The 22,198-nt window shown below is 70.4% G+C and carries 22 protein-coding genes and 1 pseudogene; 15 read left to right on the top strand and 8 right to left on the bottom strand.

Going from position 1 to position 22,198, the window contains the following annotated elements:
• Positions 1-78: 78 nt before the first annotated feature.
• From thpR to ID574_RS40560, 4 genes are all read right to left on the bottom strand, one after another.
• Entirely contained in the window at positions 79-636 is a 558-nt protein-coding gene (thpR, locus tag ID574_RS40575) for an RNA 2',3'-cyclic phosphodiesterase (RefSeq protein ID WP_188194331.1), read from the bottom strand.
• Positions 637-646: 10 nt separating this feature from the next.
• Complete coding sequence (locus tag ID574_RS40570; protein WP_188194330.1) at positions 647-1,873, bottom strand: MFS transporter; 1,227 nt, start codon at positions 1,871-1,873, stop codon at positions 647-649.
• 23 nt (positions 1,874-1,896) lie between these two features.
• A complete protein-coding gene (locus tag ID574_RS40565) occupies positions 1,897-2,349 on the bottom strand; it encodes a MarR family winged helix-turn-helix transcriptional regulator (RefSeq protein ID WP_188194329.1) in 453 nt (150 codons plus the stop codon).
• Positions 2,350-2,540: 191 nt separating this feature from the next.
• On the bottom strand, positions 2,541-3,980 hold the full coding sequence (locus tag ID574_RS40560) for an NCS2 family permease (protein ID WP_188194328.1): 1,440 nt from the start codon (positions 3,978-3,980) through the stop codon (positions 2,541-2,543).
• 106 nt (positions 3,981-4,086) lie between these two features.
• Here ID574_RS40560 and ID574_RS40555 point away from each other — a divergent pair, with 106 nt between their 5' ends.
• The 3 genes from ID574_RS40555 (at position 4,087) to ID574_RS40545 (ending at position 6,972) form a co-directional block, all read left to right on the top strand.
• Entirely contained in the window at positions 4,087-4,299 is a 213-nt protein-coding gene (locus tag ID574_RS40555) for a DUF2530 domain-containing protein (RefSeq protein WP_188194327.1), read from the top strand.
• Positions 4,300-4,407: 108 nt separating this feature from the next.
• Positions 4,408-5,874: an alpha/beta fold hydrolase gene (locus ID574_RS40550; RefSeq protein ID WP_223167579.1), complete on the top strand. Its 1,467-nt coding sequence runs from the start codon at positions 4,408-4,410 to the stop codon at positions 5,872-5,874.
• A 90-nt stretch (positions 5,875-5,964) separates the two neighbouring features.
• A complete protein-coding gene (locus ID574_RS40545; protein WP_188194325.1) occupies positions 5,965-6,972 on the top strand; it encodes a hypothetical protein in 1,008 nt (335 codons plus the stop codon).
• A gap of 21 nt (positions 6,973-6,993) precedes the next feature.
• On the opposite strand, the gene ID574_RS40540 is transcribed toward ID574_RS40545, so the two are convergent.
• Together ID574_RS40540 and ID574_RS40535 are read right to left on the bottom strand one after the other, a co-directional pair.
• Positions 6,994-7,350, bottom strand: coding sequence for a hypothetical protein (locus ID574_RS40540; protein ID WP_188194324.1), 357 nt, complete (start codon positions 7,348-7,350; stop codon positions 6,994-6,996).
• The gene (locus tag ID574_RS40535; RefSeq protein ID WP_188194323.1) at positions 7,343-7,990 is read right to left on the bottom strand and encodes a winged helix-turn-helix transcriptional regulator; all 648 of its coding nucleotides are present in this window, start codon (positions 7,988-7,990) and stop codon (positions 7,343-7,345) included. Before ID574_RS40535 ends, ID574_RS40540 begins: the two co-directional genes overlap by 8 nt.
• A gap of 91 nt (positions 7,991-8,081) precedes the next feature.
• Between ID574_RS40535 and ID574_RS40530 the strand changes: the two genes are divergently transcribed.
• A complete protein-coding gene (locus ID574_RS40530; RefSeq protein ID WP_188194322.1) occupies positions 8,082-8,462 on the top strand; it encodes a nuclear transport factor 2 family protein in 381 nt (126 codons plus the stop codon).
• A gap of 127 nt (positions 8,463-8,589) precedes the next feature.
• Here ID574_RS40530 and ID574_RS40525 read toward each other — a convergent pair whose 3' ends face one another.
• Positions 8,590-8,895 (bottom strand): hypothetical protein, encoded by a 306-nt coding sequence (locus ID574_RS40525; RefSeq protein WP_336245601.1) that lies wholly within the window; start codon positions 8,893-8,895, stop codon positions 8,590-8,592.
• Between the two features lie 207 nt (positions 8,896-9,102).
• On the opposite strand from ID574_RS40525, the gene ID574_RS40520 reads away from it, so the two are divergent.
• The 8 genes and pseudogenes from ID574_RS40520 to ID574_RS40485 all read left to right on the top strand — a co-directional run bounded on the left by ID574_RS40520 (position 9,103) and on the right by ID574_RS40485 (position 16,601).
• Positions 9,103-9,510 carry a YciI family protein gene (locus tag ID574_RS40520; protein ID WP_188194320.1) on the top strand — a complete coding sequence of 136 codons (408 nt, stop codon included), beginning with the start codon at positions 9,103-9,105 and terminating at the stop codon, positions 9,508-9,510.
• The gene (locus ID574_RS40515) at positions 9,507-10,652 is read left to right on the top strand and encodes an RNA polymerase sigma factor (protein ID WP_188194319.1); all 1,146 of its coding nucleotides are present in this window, start codon (positions 9,507-9,509) and stop codon (positions 10,650-10,652) included. The genes ID574_RS40520 and ID574_RS40515 overlap by 4 nt, the downstream gene beginning before the upstream one ends.
• A 274-nt stretch (positions 10,653-10,926) precedes the next feature.
• Entirely contained in the window at positions 10,927-11,427 is a 501-nt protein-coding gene (locus ID574_RS40510) for a MarR family winged helix-turn-helix transcriptional regulator (RefSeq protein ID WP_223167578.1), read from the top strand.
• Positions 11,428-11,651: 224 nt separating this feature from the next.
• Positions 11,652-12,236, top strand: a pseudogene (locus ID574_RS40505) (MFS transporter); the annotation flags it as partial.
• A 327-nt stretch (positions 12,237-12,563) separates the two neighbouring features.
• Positions 12,564-13,754 carry an L-2-hydroxyglutarate oxidase gene (gene lhgO / locus ID574_RS40500; RefSeq protein ID WP_188194318.1) on the top strand — a complete coding sequence of 397 codons (1,191 nt, stop codon included), beginning with the start codon at positions 12,564-12,566 and terminating at the stop codon, positions 13,752-13,754.
• Between the two features lie 17 nt (positions 13,755-13,771).
• Entirely contained in the window at positions 13,772-14,464 is a 693-nt protein-coding gene (locus tag ID574_RS40495) for a response regulator transcription factor (protein WP_262496108.1), read from the top strand.
• Positions 14,464-15,876: a sensor histidine kinase gene (locus ID574_RS40490; protein WP_188194316.1), complete on the top strand. Its 1,413-nt coding sequence runs from the start codon at positions 14,464-14,466 to the stop codon at positions 15,874-15,876. Before ID574_RS40495 ends, ID574_RS40490 begins: the two co-directional genes overlap by 1 nt.
• A gap of 65 nt (positions 15,877-15,941) precedes the next feature.
• Complete coding sequence (locus ID574_RS40485) at positions 15,942-16,601, top strand: response regulator transcription factor (protein WP_223167587.1); 660 nt, start codon at positions 15,942-15,944, stop codon at positions 16,599-16,601.
• 147 nt (positions 16,602-16,748) lie between these two features.
• Here the strand turns inward: ID574_RS40485 and ID574_RS40480 are convergent, their stop codons facing one another.
• A complete protein-coding gene (locus ID574_RS40480; RefSeq protein WP_223167577.1) occupies positions 16,749-17,978 on the bottom strand; it encodes an RNA-guided endonuclease InsQ/TnpB family protein in 1,230 nt (409 codons plus the stop codon).
• Between the two features lie 49 nt (positions 17,979-18,027).
• On the opposite strand from ID574_RS40480, the gene ID574_RS40475 reads away from it, so the two are divergent.
• From ID574_RS40475 to ID574_RS40465, 3 genes are all read left to right on the top strand, one after another.
• A complete protein-coding gene (locus ID574_RS40475) occupies positions 18,028-18,204 on the top strand; it encodes a hypothetical protein (RefSeq protein WP_188194314.1) in 177 nt (58 codons plus the stop codon).
• Between the two features lie 67 nt (positions 18,205-18,271).
• Positions 18,272-20,236 (top strand): GTPase family protein, encoded by a 1,965-nt coding sequence (locus ID574_RS40470; protein ID WP_223167576.1) that lies wholly within the window; start codon positions 18,272-18,274, stop codon positions 20,234-20,236.
• Positions 20,233-22,143: a GTPase family protein gene (locus tag ID574_RS40465; RefSeq protein WP_188194313.1), complete on the top strand. Its 1,911-nt coding sequence runs from the start codon at positions 20,233-20,235 to the stop codon at positions 22,141-22,143. The genes ID574_RS40470 and ID574_RS40465 overlap by 4 nt, the downstream gene beginning before the upstream one ends.
• Positions 22,144-22,198: the final 55 nt, after the last annotated feature.

Raw genomic sequence — 22,198 nt, 5'->3', positions numbered from 1 at the left:
CCGACGACGACGATCAGCAGGAGCAGGCCGAGCACGATCGGCAGCAGCCACGGACGAGGACGATCCACGTCGTGGAGCCTAGCCGCCGTCGGCGGGTGCGAGCGCCCATTCGGCGAGTGACTCGTACCTCATCTGGGGCCCCGGATAACTGCGGACGAGACGGACCCGCTCCGCCCGCCACGGGGAGCCGCTGAACCCGGACAGCGACTCCACCAGCGGGCGGAGGTCCGTCTCGACCTTGGCGCGGGCCAGCGTGAGGTGCGGGTGGAAGCGCTTGTCGTCGGTCTGCGTGGCTCCGGCGCGGCGGGCGCCCGCCCTGACCGAGTCGGCCAGCCTGGTCATGGAGTCGCCGGTGACGCCGATCCAGAAGACCCTGGCGCGGCGTGCGGAGGAGAACGCGCCGAAGCCCTCGAAGGCGAGGTCGAGCGCGGTGTGGCGGTGCACGGCGCGGGCCAGGCGCACCTCCAGCTCGGGCAGCACCTCCTCAGGCACCTCGCCGAAGAAGCCCAGCGTGATGTGCCAGGTGGCCCGGCCGGGCCAGCGCAGCCCCGGCACATGCCCGACGTACGGCGCGATCGCGCGCGAGATCTCGTCCAGCACCTTGTCGGGCGGCACCAGGGCCGCGAAGAGCCTCATGCCTCCATTGTCACGCCATGGCGAGCGCGGGCCGGCGCGCGACGCGGCGGCCGATCAGCCTCGTCAGGAGGACCGCCAGCCCGGTGCCGGCCAGCACCAGCACGCCGGACAGGATCACGCCCATGCGCGGCCCGCCCAGCTCGGACAGCCATCCGACCAGGGACGCGCCGAGCGGAGCGCCGCCGGTGAACACCAACATGTAGATCCCCATGACCCGCCCCCGCATCTCGGGGGACGTGGCGAGCTGGACGCCGGCGTTGGCGGCCGTGTTGATGGTGATCAACGCGATCCCGGTCGGGACCAGCAGCGCCAGGTAGAGCGGGTAGAACGGGGCGAGCCCGGTGAGGATCTGGAACAGCCCGAACCCGAGCGCCCCCGCGAACAGCACCTTCTTCGTCGGCCTGGCCCGGCGCGCCGCCAGCAGCGCCCCGCCCAGCGCGCCCACCGCGAACATGCTGGAAGCCAGCCCGAACGAGGACGCCCCGGCCTGGAACACCTCGCGGGCCATGAGCGCGATCGACATCGAGAACGCCTGCGAGAACATCGACACGAACCCGATGAGCAGCACCGGCATGAGCAGCTCCTCGTGCCGGATGACGTACTTCAGGCCCTCCCTGAGCTGCCCCTTCGCCCGCGGCACCGGCTCGGCCGGGTTGAGCTCGGACTTCCTCATGAAGATCAGGCTCGAGATGACGCCGCCGAACGTGAGCGCGTTGATCAGGAAGAGCGGCCCCGTGCCGCCGAGCAGGTAGATCAGCACGCCGGCGATCGCCGGGCCGACCACGCGGGCGAGGTTGAAGATGGAGCTGTTCAGCGCGATCGCGTTGGGCAGGTCGCGGCGGCCGACCATCTCGACCACGAACGCCTGCCGGGTCGGCACCTCCACGCAGGAGATCAGGCCGAGCAGGAACGCCATCACATAGACGTGCCACACCTGGGCGGTCCCGGTCATCGTGAGCACGCCGATGCTGAGCGCCAGCACGGCCATCAGCGACTGGGCCGCGATGAGGATCGGGCGCTTGGGGTAGCGGTCGGCGAGCACGCCGCCGAACATCCCGAACAGCAGCATCGGCAGGAACTGCAACGCGGTCGCCGTGCCCAGCGCCGCCGCGCTGCCGTGGGTGAGGTCGAGCACCAGCCAGTCCTGGGCGGTGCGCTGCAGCCAGGTGCCGACGTTGGAGACGGTGCCGCCGGCGGCGAACATGCGGTAGTTGCGAATCTTGAGCGACCGGAACATCCCGGTCTTGGGTTGCTCGGGCTCTATATCTTGCTGAGCTTCTCCAGAATCGGGGCGGCCTGCCTCAGGATCGACCGCTCCTCCGGCGAGAGCTCCTTCAGTCGCTGCGTCAGCCACGCCTCCTTGCGGCGCCGCTCCTCCTTCAGCAGCTTCTCGGCGGCCTCGGTCACGGTCACGGTCACCTGGCGCCGGTCGGTCGGGTGCGGGGTGCGGGCGACCAGGCCGCGTTCCTCGAGCCCCGCGATCACGCGGGTCATCGAGGGCGGCTGCACCTTCTCGAGCTCGGCCAATTCGCCGGGGGTTATCCCGGAATGCCGTTCCACCGCGGCGAGCGTCGCGAACTGTGTGGGCGTCAGCGAGTGCGCCGCCGCCTGTCGTCGGAGGCGCCTGGTCAGCCTTGCCAGTGACACGCGCAGGGCTGAAGCCAGGCCTGCGTCGCTGCGCAGGTCCATCTTGTGCTGGGTGTTGGTTAGCATGAGTCATTACCTTTGCTAACTATACGGCATGGCAAGATATTTCCCAATGTGAATCCATCTCACCTCTTGATACCCCGAAGCCGGCCCACCTGCGCGGGGAGCTTGCTCCCGCGACGGGAGAACGCCTCTTCCGAAGCTTTTGGGGGCCTCGCGGGGGGCGTGCCCCCCGCGAGGGCTTCGGTGCGTGGGGCTCAGACTCCGAACAGCGTCCGGATCGGGCCGATCGCGAAGTAGAGGACGAAGAGGATGGCGACGGCCCACAGCAGCGGGTGGACCTGCCGTGCCTTGCCCCGGACGACCTTGATCAGCACGTACGTGATGAAGCCGGCGCCGATGCCGTTCGAGATCGAGTACGTGAACGGCATGATCACGATGGTCAGGAACGCCGGGATGGCGATCTCGTAGTCGTTCCAGTCGATGTCGCGGACCGCGGTCATCATGAGGAAGCCCACCAGGACCAGCGCGGGCGCGGCGGCCTCGTACGGCACGACCTCGACGAGCGGCGTGAAGAAGATCGCCACCAGGAACAGGAGCCCCGTGACCACGCTGGCGAGGCCAGTGCGAGCGCCCTCGCCGACGCCGGCGGCCGACTCGATGTAGGTGGTGTTCGACGAGACCGAGCCGGCGCCGCCCGCCGCCGCGCCGATCGAGTCGACGAGCAGGATCTCCCTGGTACGCGGCAGCGTCCCGTCCGCCTGGACCAGGTCCGCCTGCCGGCCGACGCCCACGATGGTGCCCATGGTGTCGAAGAAGTCCGTGATCAGCAGCGTGAACACCAGCAGCCCGGCCAGCAGCACGCCGACCCGGACGAAGCCGCCGAACGGGTCGAACTCGGTGAAGAGCGTGAGCGGGTTGTCGAAGCCGAAGATCCGCTCCGGGACGGTGGGCCGGTTCAGCTGCCAGCCCCCGGGGTTCTCCGGAGTGAAGCCGCCCGCCCTGACGATCGCCTCGACGATGATCGCGAGAATGGTGGTGCCCACGATGCCGATGAGGATGCCGCCCTTGACCCTGCGCACCACCATCGCCGCCGTGGCCAGCAGCCCGACGACGAACACGAGGATCGGCCACGAGGTGAGCTGACCGGCGATGCCCATCTGCAGCGGCGTGCCCTCGGCCCGGCGCACGAAGCCCGCGTCCACGAACCCGATCAGCGCGATGAACAGCCCGATGCCCACGCTGATGGCGGTCTTCAGCTGGGCTGGGATGGCGTGGAAGACGGCCGTCCTCAGCCCGGTCAGCACGAGCACGGCGATGATGATTCCTTCGAGGAAGACCAGGCCCATGGCCTCTTCCCAGGTCATGACCGTGGCGATGTTGAAGGTGACGAAGGCGTTGAGGCCCAGTCCGGCCGCCATGGCGAAGGGCACCTTGCCGATGACGCCCATGAGGATCGTCATGACACCCGCCACGAACGCCGTCCCTGCGGCGACCAGCGCCAAGGGGGGCGTCGAGCCGTCCCCGATGTACTGACCGGTCACGTCTTTGCCGTTGGCGATGATGAGGGGGTTCAGCACCACGATGTACGCCATGGTGAAGAACGTGGCCAGGCCGCCGCGGATCTCACGGGAGAATGTCGACCCTCGTGCGGAGATTGCGAAAAAACGATCTATTGCGGTACGTGTGTCGCTCACGACGCGAAGAGTGACAGTCGTGGTGAACTGCGAAAAGAGTCGGTGATGAGATCGAGACCCGATTGCAAGCCCGATGAAGCAGGTTTCTTGTCGGTAGGCTGCATACGTGGAGAAGCAGTGGCATCCCGACCCTGAGCCGATCAAGACCAATGACGTGGCCGCCGTCGGCGTGGGCACTGCCCTGTGGGCCGTCGCCCTGGTCGTCCTGCTGATCTTCCGGCCCGCCCCCGAGAACACGTGGTGGATCTGGACGTGCGCGACCGGGGTCGGCTTCGGCTTCCTCGGCATGTGGCTGGTGCGCCGTCCCCGGGACAATTGACATTCGTCATGTCCGGCGATTCCCCGAAGTCACCCCCAAGTAGTGTTACCTCCCACTACATCGGCATATCCCGCACACACCATGCTTGTCAGCATGAAGAAGCCCATAGTGACATTCCTTCTGGGCGCGGCGGTCCTCGCCGGCTGCGGCACCGCGGAGAAGCCCGCGGCCACCACGCCTCCGGCGACCAAGACCACCGGTACGGGCGCGGGCACGGTCGCGTGGAGCCAGTGCACGGACCTGACCGGCGCCGACGGTCGGCCGACCACCCCCGCCTCCGGCGTCGAGTGCGGCAAGATCCAGGTGCCGCTTGACCACGCCAAGCCCGACGGCGACAAGATCGATCTTGCCCTGATCCGGGTGAAGGCCGGCGGCGACCGCCTCGGCTCGCTCGTGTTCAACTTCGGCGGCCCCGGCGCCTCGGGCGTGGACACGCTGGCGCTGGCCGCCAGGGCGTTCGGCAACCTGGGCGGCCGCTACGACCTGGTCAGCTTCGACCCGCGCGGCGTCGAGCGCAGCGCCGGCGTCAAGTGCGGCGGTCAGGTCGACAAGCTGCTCGAGGCCGAGTCCGACGCCGACGCCGACAAGCTGGCCGCGGAGTTCGCCGCCGCCTGCCAGAAGGACTCCGGCAAGGTCCTCCCGTACGTCGGCACCGTCAACGCCGCCAAGGACCTCGACCTGCTCAGGGCCGCGCTCGGGGACGAGAAGCTCAACTACTTCGGCCTGTCGTACGGCACCCACCTCGGCGCCGTGTACGCCACCCACTTCCCCCAGAACGTCGGCCGCTTCGTCCTCGACGCCGCCTTCGACCCCACTGTCACGTTCGAGGAGCGGGCGGTCACCCAGGCGACCGGCTTCGACCGCGCCTTCGAGGCGTTCGCCAAGGACTGCGTGGCGCAGAGCTGCGAGCTGGGCGCCGACCCGGCCGCCGTCGAGAAGACGGTCGAGAAGCTGCTGGACGGGCTGAAGGACAAGCCGCTCAAGGTGGGGAACCGCGAGCTCACGTACGGGTTGGCCCAGCTGGCCGTCATCACGCCGCTGTACGCCAAGGCCACCTGGCCGATGCTGGAGCAGGCCGTCGCGGCCGCCATCAAGGGCAACGGCACCGCGCTGCTCACCCTGGCCGACTCCTACACCGGCCGCAAGCCCGACGGGACGTACTCGACGGCCATGACGAGCCTGCAGGCCATCAACTGCGCCGACACCGCCGAACGGCCCAGCGCGGCCGAGACCGCCCAGATCAACGAGAAGATCGGGAAGATCTTCCCGATCCTGGAGACCGAGTCGTCGAGCGGCGTGTGCGCCCACTGGCCGGTGCGGGGGGACGACGCGGCCAAGCGCATCGACGCCACGGGCTCGGCGCCCATCGTGGTGGTCGGCGGCAAGGGGGACCCCGCGACGCCGTACGAGTGGGCCACCGAGCTGACCGAGCAGCTCAAGACCGGCGTCCTGGTCACCTACGAGGGCGAGGGCCATGGCGCGTACCTGAGCGGCAACGGGTGCGTGATGAAGACGGTGGACGCGTACCTGCTGGAGGGCAAGGTCCCCGGTCAAAACACCACCTGCGCGGTCTGACGCCGTATGACCCGGATCGCCTGACGCCCCGGCCCGCCGGCCGGGGCGTCGGCCGGATTGGGACGGCGGTGCGTGAGGCATGATGTCGGGATGGGGGATGTCGTGATCCGGGTGCTCGCCGCCGTGGCGGCGACCTGCTGTCTCACCGCCGTTCCCGCGTATGCGGCGGACGACGGGACGGAGAAGCTCTTCACCTTCAAGGACCCGGGGATCACGGAGTCCAGCGGGCTCGCCGTGTCGCCGACGCACGACGGCGTCTACTACACCCACAACGACAGCGCCGCCGCCCCGACCTTCTACGCGGTGGACGGCAGCGGGCGGACGCGGGCGACCTACCGGGTGCGGGGCGCGGAGGCCAGGGACTGGGAGGCCATGGCCGCGACCAAGGACCCGGCGACCGGGCGGGGGGTGCTCTGGTTCGCCGACATCGGCGACAACCTGGACGGGGCGTGGCCGGACATCTCCATCTACAAGGTGATGGAGCCGCGCACGCTCGGCGACGCGACGCTGCCCGCCACCCGCTACCGCTTCCGGTACGCGGACGGCGGGCGCAACGCCGAAGGCATGATGATCAACCCGAGGACCGGCCGGCTTTACGTGGTGTCCAAGGAGTTCGCGGGAGCCGTCTACGCCGCCCCCAAGAAGCTGCGCACGGACCGGGTGAACATCCTGCGCAAGGTCGCCGGTGCCCCCATCATGGCCACGGACGCCGCCTACGCGCCCGACGGCTCCTCGTACGTCATCCGCACGTACTTCTCCGCCACCCTCTACGAGCCGTCCGGCAAGACGATCGCCAAGGTGACGATGCCGGACCTGAAGCAGGCCGAGTCGATCGCCTACACCCTTGACGGCACGGCGCTGCTCACGGGCACGGAGGGGCCGCAGAGCCCGGTGTACCGCGTCCCGATCCCTTCCCGCGCCCAGCCGACGGCCACCCCCACACCCACCGCGAGTCCGGCCAGGGCGGCGAGCACGCCGGAGCCTCAGGCCGCGGAGGCGGTCATGACGGGGTTGACGGTCAAGGACATCCTGATCTGGCTCGCGGCGGCCTTGACGGCCATAGGCGTGATCACCTTCATTGCCCGCCGCACCCGCTGACCCCGGCGAGGTCGAGACCGGTCAGCCTGATCGTCGCAGGGCGTCGACGTATCGGTGGGCTTCTTGCGCGGCGCCGCGCCACAGGGCGAGTGTGGCCGCGCGGTCGTCCTGGGCCGGAATCGCGATCCACTCGCGCATGGTCCGCTTGCCCATGACGACTTTCTCGGCGGTTCCCGCGTCGACGAACTCGCCGGCTCGATCGCTCGGGAGTTTCACGATGAGCTGCCCCTCCTGCCCCAGGAAGGCGAAGATCTTGCCGCCGGCCCGAAGCCCGGGGCTGCGGAACATCGTCCCCATGACGACGTCGGGTTCGTCCTCGAAATCATCGGCGACCCGATCGAGGAGGTCGAGGTTGAGTGCTTCCGGCCTGTCAGTCATGTGACCCTCTTCCGGGGAGAACGCGTTGGAGCGCGGCGGTGGAGCCGTCCACGACCAGTCCTTCGGCTGTGGCCGCCCGTATGGTCAGCTGTCCGGTGAAGAGCGCGACCAGCACCTCGGGAGGCGCGGTGATCGTGGCGTCGGGCCGGCGCTCGGTCGAGCACGGGCGCACATCGACCTGGCCGTGTTCGGCGATGATGTCGCAGCCGTCGTGCAGGTCGCCCAGGCGTACGGTGATGCCCGGCTCATCGGGTGCGCCGTCGCGGCACAGGTGACGCAGCGGCAGCGAGAACCAGTGCATCCGGAACGCGTCGCCCTCCGGCGGGTCGAGCATCAAGGGCGCGCCCCAGCGGGTCAGCTCTCGGACGACGCCACTGAGGTCCTGGCCCCGGTCGGTGAGGCTGATCAGTGTGGCGGCGATCGGGGGCGGCTCGTCGTGCCGGGCGATCAGCGCGGCCGACTCCATCTCCCGCAGGCGCTCCGCGAGCAGGTTGCTGGCGATGCCGGGCAGCCCACGTCGCAGGTCGGAGAACCGGCAGGGGCCTTGGGTCAGCAGCTCCCGGACGATCAGCAACGTCCAGCGGTCGCCGACCAAGTCCAGGGCGCGCGCCATCGAACAGTACTGGTGGTACGAGCGCATGACGCCAGCTTACTCAGCATGGTTGCCATTCTCAATCGAATGGTTTAATTTCTCTACCTGTCCGATGAGGCCGATGCCAAGGGAGATCGACATGACCGTGGTCGGCGACAACGCGCCACCCGTGATCCAGGCGTACTACCAGGTGCTCACGAGCGGGATCGAGAACTACGGGGACGGCCGGGACCTGCTGCCCCTCCTGGCCGACGACCTCGACTTCGAAGGGCCCATCGCCGGCCGTGTGACCGGGGCCGCCCCCTTCAAGGAAGGCGTCAAAGGCTTCATCGCCAACGTCGCCGAGATCGACCTGATCCAGGAGGTCCACGACGCCGACGGCACGGCCACCGTGTACGACGCTCACATGCCGAAGGGGGTCGTCAGGATCGCGGAATTCTTCAGGGTCTCCGACGGCAGGATCCGGCGGCTTCGTCTGCAGTACGACCCGGCCGACTACATCGCCAAGGGCGGTGGGTGACGCCGTAGGCGGCCGATTCAAGGGAGAGGGAGTCTCCGGACCGGCAGCCCAGCGGATGACCCAAGCGGACCCGAGTCGGCGTGCCCGACCGAGAGCGGAAACTGTGCGAGGAGATCCGGTCGCTACGTCATCGAAAGTTGCGCATGGTGGCCGTGAACATGTCGCCGCGCAAGGCTTGCTCGACGACGGCGACGGAGCGAGCCAGGCGGACCAGACGAGGCCCCTCCTCACGATAGACGTCGAGCACCGCCTCGACGGCATGTGGAGGGAGATGCCCCTTGAGATCCACCGCGGCGCTTCGGTATCCCGCCCTGGCGGCTTCGACTGCCGCGTTCACGTGGTGAACGGCCATCCTGGCCAGGGCAATTGGATGGCGTTTCAAGACTTCGTAGGCCCTGTAGTCGGGGGGCACGGCGTCGAGCAGCCAGGCCACGGCAGAGGTCTCCCAATCGGGAACGCTGGGTGGACGGACCTCGGGCGGCCACTCCGGCGGGAGATACATACATCAATCGTACTCAGGTTCGATTAACGGTGGGAGAGTGCTTCGGGCCGCGCGTGGATGTCGAGAACCCGCCCGCGGCTCCGTCCCCGGAGTGAAACACGGCCACAATGGGCCTATACCACACCAGGGAGAAACACGATGGCCAAGTACCTGCTGCTCAAGCACTACCGGGGCGCGCCGGCGCCGGTCAACGACGTGCCGATGGAGCAGTGGACGCCGGAGGAGCTCTCGGCCCACGTGCAGTACATGCGTGACTTCGCCGCTCGGCTCGAGGGCACCGGCGAGTTAGTCGACAGTCAGGCGCTCTCCCCGGAGGGCACGTTCGTCCGCTACGACGGCGAGGGGCGGCCGCCGGTCACCGACGGCCCGTTCGCGGAGACCAAGGACCTGATCGCCGGCTGGGTGGTGATCGACGTCGAGACCTATGAGCGGGCAATCGAGCTGGCGGGCGAACTGTCCGCGGCTCCGGGTGCGGGTGGCAAGCCGATCCACGAGTGGCTCGAGGTGCGCCCGTTCTACGCCGCGCAGCCCACGGTGACCGAGTGAACGATTCGCTGCTGCGGGAGCTGGTGCCCGCGGTGATCGGTGTCCTCGTCCGGCGCGGAGCCGACTTCGCGGCGGCCGAGGACGCCGTGCAGGACGCCCTGGTCGAGGCCGTGCGCGTGTGGCCGGACGACCCGCCGCGGGACCTCAAGGCCTGGCTGGTCACCGTGGCCTGGCGTAAGTTCCTCGACGCCGCCCGCGCCGACACCTCCCGACGGCACCGCGAGGTACGCGTCGAGACCGAGCCCGTGCCAGGCCCGGGCGAGGCGGTGGACGACACGCTCCGGCTGTACTTCCTGTGCGCGCACCCGTCCCTGGCACCGGCCTCGGCCGTCGCGCTCACACTGCGCGCGGTCGGCGGCCTGACTACGCGTCAGATCGCGCGGGCCTACCTCGTGCCGGAGGCGACCATGGCCCAGCGGATCAGCAGGGCCAAGCGGACCGTCTCGGGCGTCCGGTTCAACCAGCCCGGGGACGTCGCCACCGTGCTGCGCGTGCTCTACTTGGTCTTCAACGAGGGCTACTCCGGCGACGTCGACCTCGCCGCCGAGGCGATCCGGCTCACTCGCCAACTGGCGGCCAAGACCAGCGACGAGGAGGTCGCGGGCCTGCTCGCGCTCATGCTGCTCCACCACGCACGGCGTACGGCACGGACCGCTCCCGACGGCAGGCTCGTGCCCCTTGCCGAGCAGGACCGCGGCCTGTGGGACACCCGCCTGATCGCCGAGGGCGTGGACGTGCTCCAGGCAGCCCTCACCCGCGACCGCCTGGGTGAGTTCCAGGCCCAAGCCGCCATCGCCGCGCTGCACGCCGACGCCCGCACAGCCGAGGAGACCGACTGGGTGCAGATCGTCGAGTGGTACGACGAACTGGTGCGCCTCACCGACAGCCCGGTGGCCCGCCTCAACCGGGCCGTCGCGGTCGGCGAGGCCGACGGCCCGCGGGCCGGCCTGGCCGCCCTGGCGGAACTCGACCCCGCCCTGCCCCGCTACACCGCCGCCGCGGCGTACCTGCACGAGCGTGACGGTGACCCAGTGACCGCGGCACGGCTCTACGCCGAGGCCGCCCGATCAGCGTCCAGCCTCCCCGAACGCGACCACCTCACGCGACAGGCCGCGCGGCTCAATGCGCAACTGCGCACTTGAGCGGCGACCCCAGGAGCCCCGTTCACGACGATTGACTGGAGGCCGCGGTGTCACACGGCGTTTCCCGTCGGGTGCCGTGCCAATGGCGATCGGCTCGGGCCGCGCACCGTCGGCGGGATCCGGTGCGAGCAGTCGGGCGCCGTGGGCGGAAGGGCGGCGGTGGTATCGCCCCGGCCGATAGTCCGGCGGTAGCGCGTCCGAGCCACGTCGTGTGGCTCCCTTTGTGTCCCTGAGGGCATAACAGTCCTTATATAAGGACTGTTATGATGTCCTCGTGGTCGAACCTCATGCATCAGATCCCACCGAGGAGAGCCTCTGGCGGCCTCTGCGGCTCCTCCAGGAGTCGATGGACGCGGACATCGCCCGGCTCTACTCCGAGAGGCGCATCAAAGGGCTCAAGCCGAGCTTCGTCATGGAGTTGCTCCGGCTCCACGCCCGCGGGCCGATGACCATCACCGAGCTGGCCGAGTCGGTCGGCCGGACCCATTCGGCGCTCAGCCAGAAGGTGGCCGCGATGCGGGCCGCCGGATGGGTCCGGACCGCCGCGGGCGACGACGCGCGAAGCAAGAAGGTGACGCTCACGGACGAGGCCCGCGCCATCGTCGGCCGTCTGGCGGCGGAGTGGCGGGCCACCGAGGCCGCCATCGCGGAGATCGAGGCCGAGATCCCGTACCCGCTCACCCGGGTCGTCGCCGACATCGAGCAGGCCCTCGCCCGCAAGAGCTTCCACGATCGGATCGCCGAGAAGCTGGCGGCGGACCCCGAGTGGGAGTGAGAGGAGCCCGAGGGGGAGCGGAAGGGGCCCGCGCGTGGGAGTGAAGCGGGCGCTGCTCGACGTGTCCCCCTTGCGGGCCTCGCCACCCTTCCGCCGGCTGTTGATCGGCTAGGCCCTGTCCGGGCTCGGCAACCAGATGACGCTCGTCGCCGTGATGTTCCAGGTCTGGCAGACGACGAAGAGCACCGCCTGGACCGGCGGCGCTACAGGGCTTATTCGGACACCTCCCACCCGCCGGAGTCCTGGGGCTGGTGGTCGCGCATGCCTGCTTGGCCGCTGTCGGCGGCCCGGCCTCACGCACCTTCGTTCCGCACCTGCTGCCCAAGGATCAACTGGCCGCCGGGCTGGCGCTGAACCGGATCGCCTCCCAGGCCACCATGCTCGTGGGCCCCGCGCTGGGCGGGCTGGTCGTGGGTGCGCTGGGCGTCGCCGGCTGCTACCTGGTCGATGCGCTCACCTTCGTCGTCGCGCTCTACGGCGTGCTCGGACTGCCGCCGATCACCCCTGTGGGCGAGCCCGCCCGTCCCGGTCTGCGGGGAGTGCTGGACGGCCTGGTCTTCCTGGCCCGCACGCCCGTCGTCCGCGGCGCCCTGATCACGGACCTGGCCACCACCGTGCTCTCGATGCCGGTCAGCCTGTTCCCCCTGATCAACGCGGACCTCGGCAACGTGCGCGGTGGTCTCGTCGCGGACGCCACGTCCGGCATGACGGCCCTGGTCAGCGGGGGCCTGCTGTGCCTCGGCGCCGTCGCCGTGGTGGGAGCCGCCACGCCGGCACTGCGGCGGAGGCCATCGGGCATCGTGGGGTGATGCCCCGGCCGAAGGCGATCCTCTTCGACGCGATGGGCCCAGACCGAGGGGGAGATTCGCGCCGCCTACCGTTCGGCCACGTCGGGACACATGACGACGGATCGTTCTGGTCGGTCGCCGGGTATCAGGGGAAGGGCGTGACGAGGACTACTGCCGACGGCATCAACTCACCGAAGGTGCGGTGGAGGCGCCGGCGGGCGGCGGTCTGGAGCTCGCCTGCGCACTCTCCCGGCAAAAGCCGTTCTGTGATCTCGGACCATGCCGGAGCTGATCGCCGCTGTTCGTGGAGATATGGCGGGAGCGGCTGGTTAGCCGGAAAATCGTCGTGTGACGGAGAAGATCGGGATCGTGGGTGCGGGCATCGTCGGGCTCGCGGTGGCGCGTGAGCTCGCCGCCACCAGGGGCGCCGAGGTGACGGTGCTGGAGAAGGAGGGCCGCGTCGCCGCCCATCAAACCGGGCACAACAGCGGCGTCGTGCACGCGGGCATCTATTACCCGCCCGGCTCGCTCAAGGCCAGGCTGTGCCGGGAGGGGGTGGCGCTGCTCAAGGAATACTGCGCTGCCAACGAGTTGCCGTACGACGAGGTCGGCAAGCTGGTCATCGCGAGCACCAGCGCCGAGCGGCCCCGGCTGAGCGCGCTGGCCGAGCGGGCGCGCGCCAACGGCGTGCCGGGCATCGCCGAGCTGGACGCGCTGGCGCTGCGCGAGATCGAGCCGCACGCGGTCGGCGTCGGCGCGATCCACTCGCCGCACACCGCGATCTGCGACTTCCCCGCCGTCGCCCGCCGCCTCGCGCTGGACGTGGTGGAGTTGGGCGGGTCCGTACGCCTCTCGCACCCCGTGCGGGCGATCAGGGAGCGTCCGGCGGGCGTGCAGGTGCTGGCGGGGCGGCGGCGGTTCGCCTTCGACCGGCTGGTGGTGTGCGGCGGGCTGTGGACCGACGCGGTTGCCAGGATGGCGGGGCATCCGGGGGACGTCAGGATCGTCCCGTTCCGCGGGGAGTTCTACGCGCTGAGGGGCGCGGCGAAGGACCTCGTCCGCGGGCTGATCTATCCGGTGCCGGATCCGCGGTATCCGTTCCTGGGGGTCCATCTGACGCGGCAGACCGACGGTGAGGTGCTGGTGGGGCCGAACGCGGTGCTGGCGCTGGCCTACGAGGGCTATCGATGGCGCAATATCCGGAATTTTCGGCAAATTCTTGGCTGGCCGGGCACCCTCCGCATGGCCCGCCAACACTGGCGCACCGGGCTCAAGGAGGTCCACGGGTCTCTCAGCAAGCGCGCCTTCCTGCGGGCGGCGCAGCGCTACGTGCCCGAGCTCACCTCCGCCGACCTGGTCCGCGTCCCCGGCGGTGTGCGCGCCCAGGCGGTGTCGAGGGACGGGCGGCTGGTCGACGACTTCGTGGTGGACGTGCACGGCAACGTGGTGCTGGTGCGTAACGCGCCGTCCCCCGCGGCCACGTCGAGCCTCGCGATCGCCAAGCACATCGCTGGAATTGTCCCAGCACTCGTCCGATGAGTGCATTCTTGGATGTGATGGAATCACGCCTGCTGATAGTCGAGGACGACCCCAACATCCTCGAGCTCCTCGCCGCGAGCCTCAGGTTCGCGGGTTTCGACGTGACCACGGCCAAGAGCGGCCTCGACGCCGTCGCCGCCGTGCAACGGCACCGCCCTGACCTCGTCGTGCTCGACGTCATGCTGCCCGACCTCGACGGTTTCGAGATCGTCAAGCGGATGCGCGGCGGCGGCCTGCACACGCCGGTGGTGTTCCTGACCGCCCGTGACGAGACCGAGGACAAGATCCGCGGGCTCACGATCGGCGGCGACGACTACGTGACCAAGCCGTTCAGCCTGGAGGAGGTGGTTGCCAGGATCCACGCGGTGCTCCGCCGTACGAGCGGGGAGCAGCCGGCGGCGCCGCCCAGGCTGACGTTCGCCGACATCGAGCTGGACGAGGAGAGCCACGAGGTGTGGCGTGGGGGCAACGCGGTGGCGCTGTCGCCGACCGAGTTCAAGCTGCTGCGCTACTTCATGACGAACGCCGGCCGGGTCCTGTCCAAGCCGCAGATCCTCGACCACGTGTGGGACTACGACTTCAGGGGCGAGGTGGGCATCGTCGAGTCGTACGTGTCCGTCCTGCGCCGGAAGATCGACAATCGCAGCCCCCGGCTCATCCACACCCTGCGGGGTGTCGGATACGTCCTTCGCCTGCCGCCGAGTCCCTGATGAGCGCTCTGCCGCTGAGGGTCAAGCTGATCGCGTCGATGCTGGCGCTGCTGGGATTCGGCATGACCTTCATCGGCCTGGTCAGCGTCTCGGTGCTGCACACCTATCTCATCGGCCGGGTGGACGGCCAGCTGGGGCTCCTCGCCCAGCGCATGCAGAAGAAGGTCGTGCACGACTGGAAGAAGGACAAGCAGACCTCCCAATCGCCCCTCCTCATCGAGTCCGACGCGATCGCCCTGGTCAAGGAGCCCGGCGGCGTGTTCGAGCCCATGCGCGACGACCGCGACGTCGACCTGAAGCCCAAGCCGGTCCTGTCGCCCACACCGGGGGCCGTTCCCTACACCACGCCCGCGGTCCAGGGCGGCGGGGAGTGGCGGGTGCTGCACTCCCAGATCCAGCGCAGCACCATCGTGGTCGCCGTGGACCTGGAGGAGGTCGATGCGATCACCCGGCGGCTGGCGCTCATCGAGCTGCTGGGCGGCGGCGGCATCCTGCTCATCCTGGCCGTCGTGGGCGTCACGATCGTCCGGCGCAGCATGCGGCCGCTCGGCGAGATCGAGCGTACGGCCGAGGCCATCGCGGGCGGCGAGCTCGGCCGGCGGGTGCCGGACGGCGACCCCCGCACCGAGGTGGGCCGCCTGGCCAGGTCGCTCAACGGCATGCTGGCCCAGATCGAGGCCGCCTTCGCCGCCAGGTCGGCCTCCGAGGCGGCGGCCAGGCGGTCCGAGGACCGCATGCGCCAGTTCGTCGGCGACGCCTCGCACGAGCTGCGCACCCCGCTGACCTCCATCCGCGGCTTCGCCGAATACTCCCGCCAGAACCCCGGCGCCGACCCCGCCGAGCTGATGCAGCGCGTGGAGAAGGCCGCGGGCCGGATGAGCCTGCTGGTGGACGACCTGCTGTTGCTGGCCAGGGTCGACCAGCAGCGGCCGCTGCAGATGCGGCCGGTCGACATGCTGGCGCTGGCCGCGGACGCCGTACAGGATGCCAGGATCCTCGCGCCCGAGCGGACGATCAAGCTGGACGTGGTCGGCGGCGCGGCCCTGATCGTCTCCGGCGACGAGGTACGCCTGCGCCAGGTCATCAGCAACCTCGTCACCAACGCGATCGTCCACACCGAGCCCGGATCGCCGATCATCGTCCGCGCAGGGGCGGGCGCCGACAGGGTCTTCCTCGAAGTCGTCGACTCCGGCCCCGGGCTCACCCCCGAGCAGGTCGAGCACGTCTTCGAACGCTTCTACCGCGCCGACTCCGCGAGGTCCCGCCGCCGCTCGGCCGAGGACCGGGGCAGCGGCCTGGGCCTGGCCATCGTACGGGCGCTCGTGCGGGCCCACGGCGGCGCGGTCACCGTGGACAGCTCGCCGGAGCGCGGCTCCACCTTCCGCGTCGAACTCCCACTTGCCTTGGAGTGAGCCTTCAGCTAACCCTCAGGTGACTGCGTCACTCTAAGTAGGTGACGAAACCCGAGGCGCTGATCATGGTGGTGGACGACGAGCCCAGCATCAGGGACCTGCTCTCCGCCAGCCTGCGCTTTTCCGGGTTCGAGGTGCTCACCGCCGCCGACGGGCAGGAGGCCGTCGAGGTGGCCGAGCGGGCCTCGCCCGATCTCGTGGTGCTCGACGTCATGCTGCCCGACCTCGACGGGTTGGAGGTGGCCAAGAGGATCGACGCGCCCGTGCTGTTCCTGACCGCCCGCGACGCCACCGAGGACAAGATCGCGGGGCTGCGGGTCGGGGACGACTACGTGACCAAGCCGTTCAGCCTGGAGGAGGTGCAGGCCAGGATCCGGGCGGTGCTGCGGCGCACCCGTTCCGACGGCGCGCCCGCCAGCAGGCTGAAGGTGGCCGACCTGGAGCTGGACGAGGACGCCCGCGAGGTGTGGCGGGGTGGGCGCCAGGTGCGCCTGTCGCCGACCGAGTTCAAGCTCCTGCACTACTTCATGGTCAATGCCGGGCGCGTGCTGTCGAAGGCGCAGATCCTCGACCACGTGTGGAACTACGACTTCGGCGGTGACGCCGGCGTCGTCGAGTCGTACGTCTCCTATCTGCGGCGCAAGGTGGACGATGTCGAGCCGCGCCTCATTCACACGTTGCGGAGTGTCGGTTACGTACTGAGAGAGCCGCCCGCGGGCCAGTAGTAGCACGTCAGGGCGGGTGGCGAGGTGCCACGCCGGGAGCCAGGGCGAGCTGGACTAGGGACAGCCAGTCCATCGGCAAGGTCCCTATGCCGCTGTGCATGTTGTCTGCGTGCAGCCTGTTCTGCATGGTCAGGGCGAAGACGAACGTCAACTACCACAGGCTGAAGCCGATGGTTTGCTCTCACGGTCCCGTCTGGCTGAAGGGAAGCCGGTAGCGTGCGGCTGGTTGACAACAGCCCAGCCCGCAACACCGCGTGCTGCGATGTTGCGGGCCGCGATGTGATCGGCGTGCCCAGCGAGGCCACACCGGGTGCAGGAGAACCGGCCCCGCGCCGGCCGATTCGCCCGGGAGACATACCCGCACTCCGGACACGCCTGCGACGTATACGCGGGATCGACCAACACGAAAGCGATCCCGGCGCGGGCGGCCTTGTAGCGGGTGAAGGCGATCTGCTGGGCGAAGGCCCAGGAGTGGAGAGTGCGCCGCTGGAGCCGGTGAGCCCTTGCCCGCCCGCGGATGCCCTGGAGGTCTTCCAGGGCGATGCCGCGGCCGGTGCGTTCGGCTTCGCGCACCACGTACTTAGATATTTGGTGGTTGAGGTCAGTCATCATCCGGTGCTCACGCCCGGACAGGCGGCGCAGCACTCGCCGCGCCGCAGGAGTGCCCTTCTTCTGAAGGCGGCGGCGTTGACCATGCCGCCGCTGCCTTAGCGCGCGGACGTGGCCGTTGAAACTAATCGTCCCGCTCAGCGCGAGACCGGGCAGCACCACACCGTCGCTGGTGACCGCCAGGTTGGCCACTCCTTGGTCCACTCCTATGAAACCGTTGACCGGCTCACGAACCGCCGGTTTAGGCAGAGTGACGGCGACCTGGAGCAGCCATATGCCGCGACGGCAGATCAGGTCAGCCTCCCCGATCGGCAGCGTGTCGATGGCCTTGAGGGCTTCTAGCCGTCCGGTGTAGGGCAGGGTTACGCGGCCTCTGGGTGTCCACAGGGACACGGCGCGGGCATCGCGGTTCCAGCTCATCAGGCGCGCGTCGTAGGGGATGGCGCCGTGAGGGCGGAAGATGTGAGCCCGCTTTTTCGTGGCGCGTCGGTTGGCATATGCGCCGGCCACCCTGGCGATGGCCCGTATAGCGGCCTGCGCGCCCAGCCCGACCACCTGTGTGCGCACTGGATGGTAGGCCAGCCGGTGCAGGTTCAGTACTGTAAAGACACGCTGCTGCCAGGCCAAGCGGGAGATGACGGTCGCCGCTTGATTGCACACCCGCACTGCTGCGGTCAGTGCGTCGGCCTGATCCGGGGTGGGCGTGAGCCGCAGTTGCACCACCGACGGCAGACCTTGCCGTTTGGTGGCAGAGCGGCGGATCGCCATCGCGCATCTCCTGTCACAGCTACATCACGCATTCCATAGGTTACCCAATGTGACAGAGTCTTTCCATAGTGTTTTCGAAAGAGGGGTGGCGCTTCCTTCGGTGTCGCAGGACCGGTCCGGTCACGACACCGGCCGCCTCGACGCCGCGCTCGCGCTGCTCAAGGCCGTCGAAGCCGGGCTGGTGGCGGCCCGATCCGGGATTCCGCTCTCGAACCCGGCAATGTGAGTCCCTATCTGCGAAAACAGTCTCCCCGTGGAAGCTCTCAGGCGAAATGGGGGTCTAGCGTGGGGGTATGGACCTGCTGAGCGCGTTGGAGAGGCTGCGCCGGCCGTTGGATCGCGAGCTGTTCCCGCTGGCGATCGGTGAGGCGGCGGCGGACCGGCGTGCGCTGCGGGAGCTGACCGGGCAGCTCGACGACTACCTGCTCCCCAGGCTGCGCGCCCTGGACGCGCCGCTGCTCGCCGTCGTCGGCGGGTCCACGGGCGCGGGCAAGTCCACGCTGGTCAACTCGCTGGTCGGGGCCGACGTGGCCGAGCCGGGGGTGCTGCGGCCCACCACGCTGGTGCCCACGCTCGTGGTCAACCCGGCCGACCGAGCCTGGTTCATGGGACAGAACGTGCTGCCCGGCCTGTCCCGCGCCACCGGCGACGGCCCCGGCGCGCTGCGCGTGGTGACCTCGCCGGCTCTGGGTGCCGGTCTCGCGCTGCTCGACGCGCCCGACATCGACTCGGTGGTGACCGCCAACCGGGAGCTCGCCGCGCAACTGCTGGCCGCCGCCGACCTGTGGCTGTTCGTCACGACCGCCGCCCGCTACGCCGACGAGGTCCCGTGGAGCTTCCTGCGCTCGGCCCGGGAACGCAGCACGGCGCTGGCCGTCGTCCTCGATCGGGTGCCCCCGGACGCCGTGGACCCGGTCTCGCGCGATCTCGCCCGCCTGCTGGCCGAGAACGGACTCGACGGCACCCGCCTGTTCACCGTCCCCGAGGCCGTCCTCCCCTCCGAGAAGGCCAGGCTGCCCGCCGAGTCGGTGGGGCCCATCGTCTCCTGGCTGGCCGGGCTGGCGGAGGACGCGGCGGAGCGGTCGCGTGTCGTGCGCCAGACGCTGTCGGGGGCGCTCGACAGCCTGGACACCCGGGTGCCGGCGCTGGCCGTGGCGATCTCGCGCCAGCAGGGCGCCTTCGACGGGCTGCGTTCGATCGTCTCGGGGGCGTACGCGGGCGGGATGGCCGACTTCGACGAGGGCATGCGGGACGGCTCGCTGCTGCGGGGCGAGGTGCTGGCCCGCTGGCAGGACTTCATCGGCACCGGCGACCTCATGCGTTCCCTGGAGAGTCGGGTGGGGTGGCTGCGCGACCGGATCGTCGGCTTCTTCACCGGGCGGGTGCCGGAGGTCCAGCTCAAGGAGGCACTGGAGAGCGGTGTCGAGGCCCTGATCAGGGGCGCCGCCGACGGGGCCGCCGAGCGCGCGCTGGAGGGCTGGTCGGCGGCCCCCGGCGGGCCCGGCCTGCTCGAACGGCTCGGCGCCGTCGAGTCCGCCCGGCTCGGCCGCGCCTCGCCCGACCTCGGCAAGCGGGCCGAGGCGGCGGTGCGGGGATGGCAGGAGTACGTCCTGGACCTGGTGCGGGCCGAAGGGGCCGAGAAGCGGACCACCGCCAGGTTGGCCTCACTCGGAGTGAACGGGGTCGGGCTGCTGCTCATGCTGGCCGTGTTCGCCTCCACCGGCGGACTGACCGGGATCGAGGTAGGGATCGCGGGCGGGACGAGCGTGCTGTCGCAGAAGCTGCTGGAGGCGGTGTTCGGGGATCAGGCGGTGCGGACGCTGACGGTGCGGGCACGGGAGGACCTGCGGGAGCGGGTGCGCGGGCTGCTGGAGGCCGAATCCGCCCGCTTCACCGCCCTCCTGGAGTCCATCGAGCCGCCGCGCGGCACGGCGGCCGAGCTGCGCGCCGCCCTGCAGACGGTACGCGCCCACCGCGCCGACCTTCCCCCGGCGACCGCACCTGCCTCACCACGGTCCGGTGACACGGCCGAGCTCCCGGCGGTCGCTGCACCAGACACGACGGCCGACCGGCGGCAGAGCGACACGATCGAGTTCCCGCCCCTGCCCGCAGGTGACGCGCGAGGCGCAGGACCGGGCGCAGGACCGGGCGCAGGACCGGGCGCAGGACCGGGCGCTGGCGCCGCTGAGCCCTCTACGCCGCCTGCGTCTCCGCCGTCCGGGGGCGGCGGTGGTGCGGGAGAAGGGGAGGGCCGGTGAGGCTGCTGCGCCGTAAGGAGGGGCCCTCCCTCGACTCCCGGCTGGCCGCACTGCTGGAGGCGGCGTCGCTGGGGGAGGGGCGGTTGGCCGAGTCGGCGGTGTCCGAGGCGCGGGCAGTCGCCGAGCGAGCCGGGGTACGCCGCGAGCTCTCCATCGACCACACCGTCGCCGCGCTGGCCGGGGCCACGGGCAGCGGGAAGTCGTCGATCTACAACGCCCTGGCCGGAGAGGACCTGGCCGCCGTCGGCGTCACCAGGCCCACGACCTCGACGGCCCAGGCGGCGCTCTGGGACGGGGAGGGAGCGGGCCCGCTGCTGGACTGGCTGGAGATCCCGCAACGCCACTCCGCCACAGCGGCAAACCCCGACATCAATCCCGAAATGTCGGGACTCGTCCTCCTGGACCTCCCGGACCACGACTCCATCCGGCTCTCCCACCGCCTGGAGGTGGACCGCCTGGTCGAGCTGGTCGATCTGCTGGTGTGGGTGGTGGATCCGCAGAAGTACGCCGACGCCGCGCTCCACGACCGCTACCTGCGCCCGCTGGCCGAGCACAGCGACGTGATGCTGGTGGTGCTCAACCAGGTGGACCGCCTGCCCCCGCAGGCCGTCGAGCGCTGCGTACGCGACCTGCGCCGCCTCCTGGAGGAGGACGGGCTGGCGGGGGTGCCGGTGCTCCCCGTCTCGGCCCGCACGGGCACGGGCCTGGCCGAGTTCCGCTCACTCCTGGCGGATCGCGTGGCCGAGCGTACGTCCTGGTCCGCCCGCCTGACCGCCGACATCACCACCGCCGCCGGACTCCTCGCCACCGCCCCGGCGGCTTCGACGGACCGGGCGGTGGGCGCGCTGATCGGGCCCGCATCGAGTGCTGCGGGTGCCGCGGATGGCATGGATGGCATCATGGCGCAGGCGGCCACGCACCGCGACTCGCCCACAGCGCCGCTCGAGACAGCGGCGTCGGTCAGGGGCTCGGAACCTGGTGAGCGCGTGAGCTCGGGAAGCAGCGCCGGGCCCGGTGGGGTCCTGGGCTCGGGCCGGAGTGCCGAGCCAGGCGGGCGCGTGGCGGTGGGCGGTTCCGCGGGGGTCGCCCACGGTGGGAAGCGTGGCGTGGCGCTGGAGCGAACGCTCACGGGGGCGCTGTCCGAGGCGGCCGGGGTGCCGCTGGTTCTCGAGGCCGTGGCCAAGGGGCACCGGCACCGGGCGGTCGTGGCCACGGGGTGGCCGGTCACCCGGTGGATCCGCAGGTTCCGGCCGGATCCGCTCCGCAGGCTGCGCATCGCCGCCATCGCCCCCGCCAGGAAGCCGGGCGGACCGGCTCGCGAGGTCGTCGGCCGTACGTCCGTCCCCGCCGCGTCCGCCACGCAGCGGGCCCAGGTCGAGACGGCGATCAGGGACGTCGGTGAGGCGGCCGCGGCCGGGCTGCCCGGGCCGTGGGCCGCGGCGGTGCGGCATGCGTCCCGATCCCGCCTGCAGGACCTGGCGGACGCGCTGGACAGGGCGGTGGCCACCACCTCTGTCGTCGCGACCAGGCGCCCCCGGTGGTGGCGGGTCGTGAACGTGCTGCAGTGGCTGGTGTTCGCGGCCATGGCGGGCGGGGCTTTGTGGCTGGGCGGGTTGTTCGGGATGGACTACCTGCGGCTGCCGCAGCCGCCCCTCCCCACACTGGGGACGATGCCGTGGCCGACGGCGCTGTTGATGGGCGGGGCGCTCGCGGGTGTGCTGATCGCTCTGTTGTCGCGGCTGGCGGCCTGGGCGGGCGGCAGGCGCCGCGCCCGGCGTACGGCCAAGGCCCTGCGTGCGGCGATCGGCCAAGTCGCCAGAGAGCACGTGCTGGACCCGGTGGAGGCGGAGCTGGACAGGTACGCCCGCTTCACCGAGGCGCTCGACGTCGCCCGAGCCGAAGCCTGAGCAGCGCCGTAGCGCCTGCCACCAGTGCCGGGACGAACCACGGCACGGCCTGTCC

Source organism: Nonomuraea sp. SYSU D8015, assembly GCF_008065375.1.
GTDB lineage: Bacteria > Actinomycetota > Actinomycetes > Streptosporangiales > Streptosporangiaceae > Nonomuraea.
Note: the sequence above shows the minus strand (reverse complement) of the source record. Positions and strands in the feature narration are given on the sequence as shown.

Coding starts and splice junctions, on each gene's coding strand:
- ID574_RS40545 (WP_188194325.1), top strand. CDS start 5,965: ATGGGGGATGTCGTGATCCGGGTGCTCGCCGCCGTGGCGGCGACCTGC.
- ID574_RS40480 (WP_223167577.1), bottom strand. CDS start 17,978: ATGGCGATCCGCCGCTCTGCCACCAAACGGCAAGGTCTGCCGTCGGTG.
- ID574_RS40490 (WP_188194316.1), top strand. CDS start 14,464: ATGAGCGCTCTGCCGCTGAGGGTCAAGCTGATCGCGTCGATGCTGGCG.
- ID574_RS40535 (WP_188194323.1), bottom strand. CDS start 7,990: ATGCGCTCGTACCACCAGTACTGTTCGATGGCGCGCGCCCTGGACTTG.
- ID574_RS40540 (WP_188194324.1), bottom strand. CDS start 7,350: ATGACTGACAGGCCGGAAGCACTCAACCTCGACCTCCTCGATCGGGTC.
- ID574_RS40495 (WP_262496108.1), top strand. CDS start 13,772: ATGGAATCACGCCTGCTGATAGTCGAGGACGACCCCAACATCCTCGAG.
- ID574_RS40570 (WP_188194330.1), bottom strand. CDS start 1,873: ATGTTCCGGTCGCTCAAGATTCGCAACTACCGCATGTTCGCCGCCGGC.
- ID574_RS40470 (WP_223167576.1), top strand. CDS start 18,272: ATGGACCTGCTGAGCGCGTTGGAGAGGCTGCGCCGGCCGTTGGATCGC.
- ID574_RS40565 (WP_188194329.1), bottom strand. CDS start 2,349: ATGCTAACCAACACCCAGCACAAGATGGACCTGCGCAGCGACGCAGGC.
- ID574_RS40530 (WP_188194322.1), top strand. CDS start 8,082: ATGACCGTGGTCGGCGACAACGCGCCACCCGTGATCCAGGCGTACTAC.
- thpR (WP_188194331.1), bottom strand. CDS start 636: ATGAGGCTCTTCGCGGCCCTGGTGCCGCCCGACAAGGTGCTGGACGAG.
- ID574_RS40485 (WP_223167587.1), top strand. CDS start 15,942: ATGGTGGTGGACGACGAGCCCAGCATCAGGGACCTGCTCTCCGCCAGC.
- ID574_RS40520 (WP_188194320.1), top strand. CDS start 9,103: ATGGCCAAGTACCTGCTGCTCAAGCACTACCGGGGCGCGCCGGCGCCG.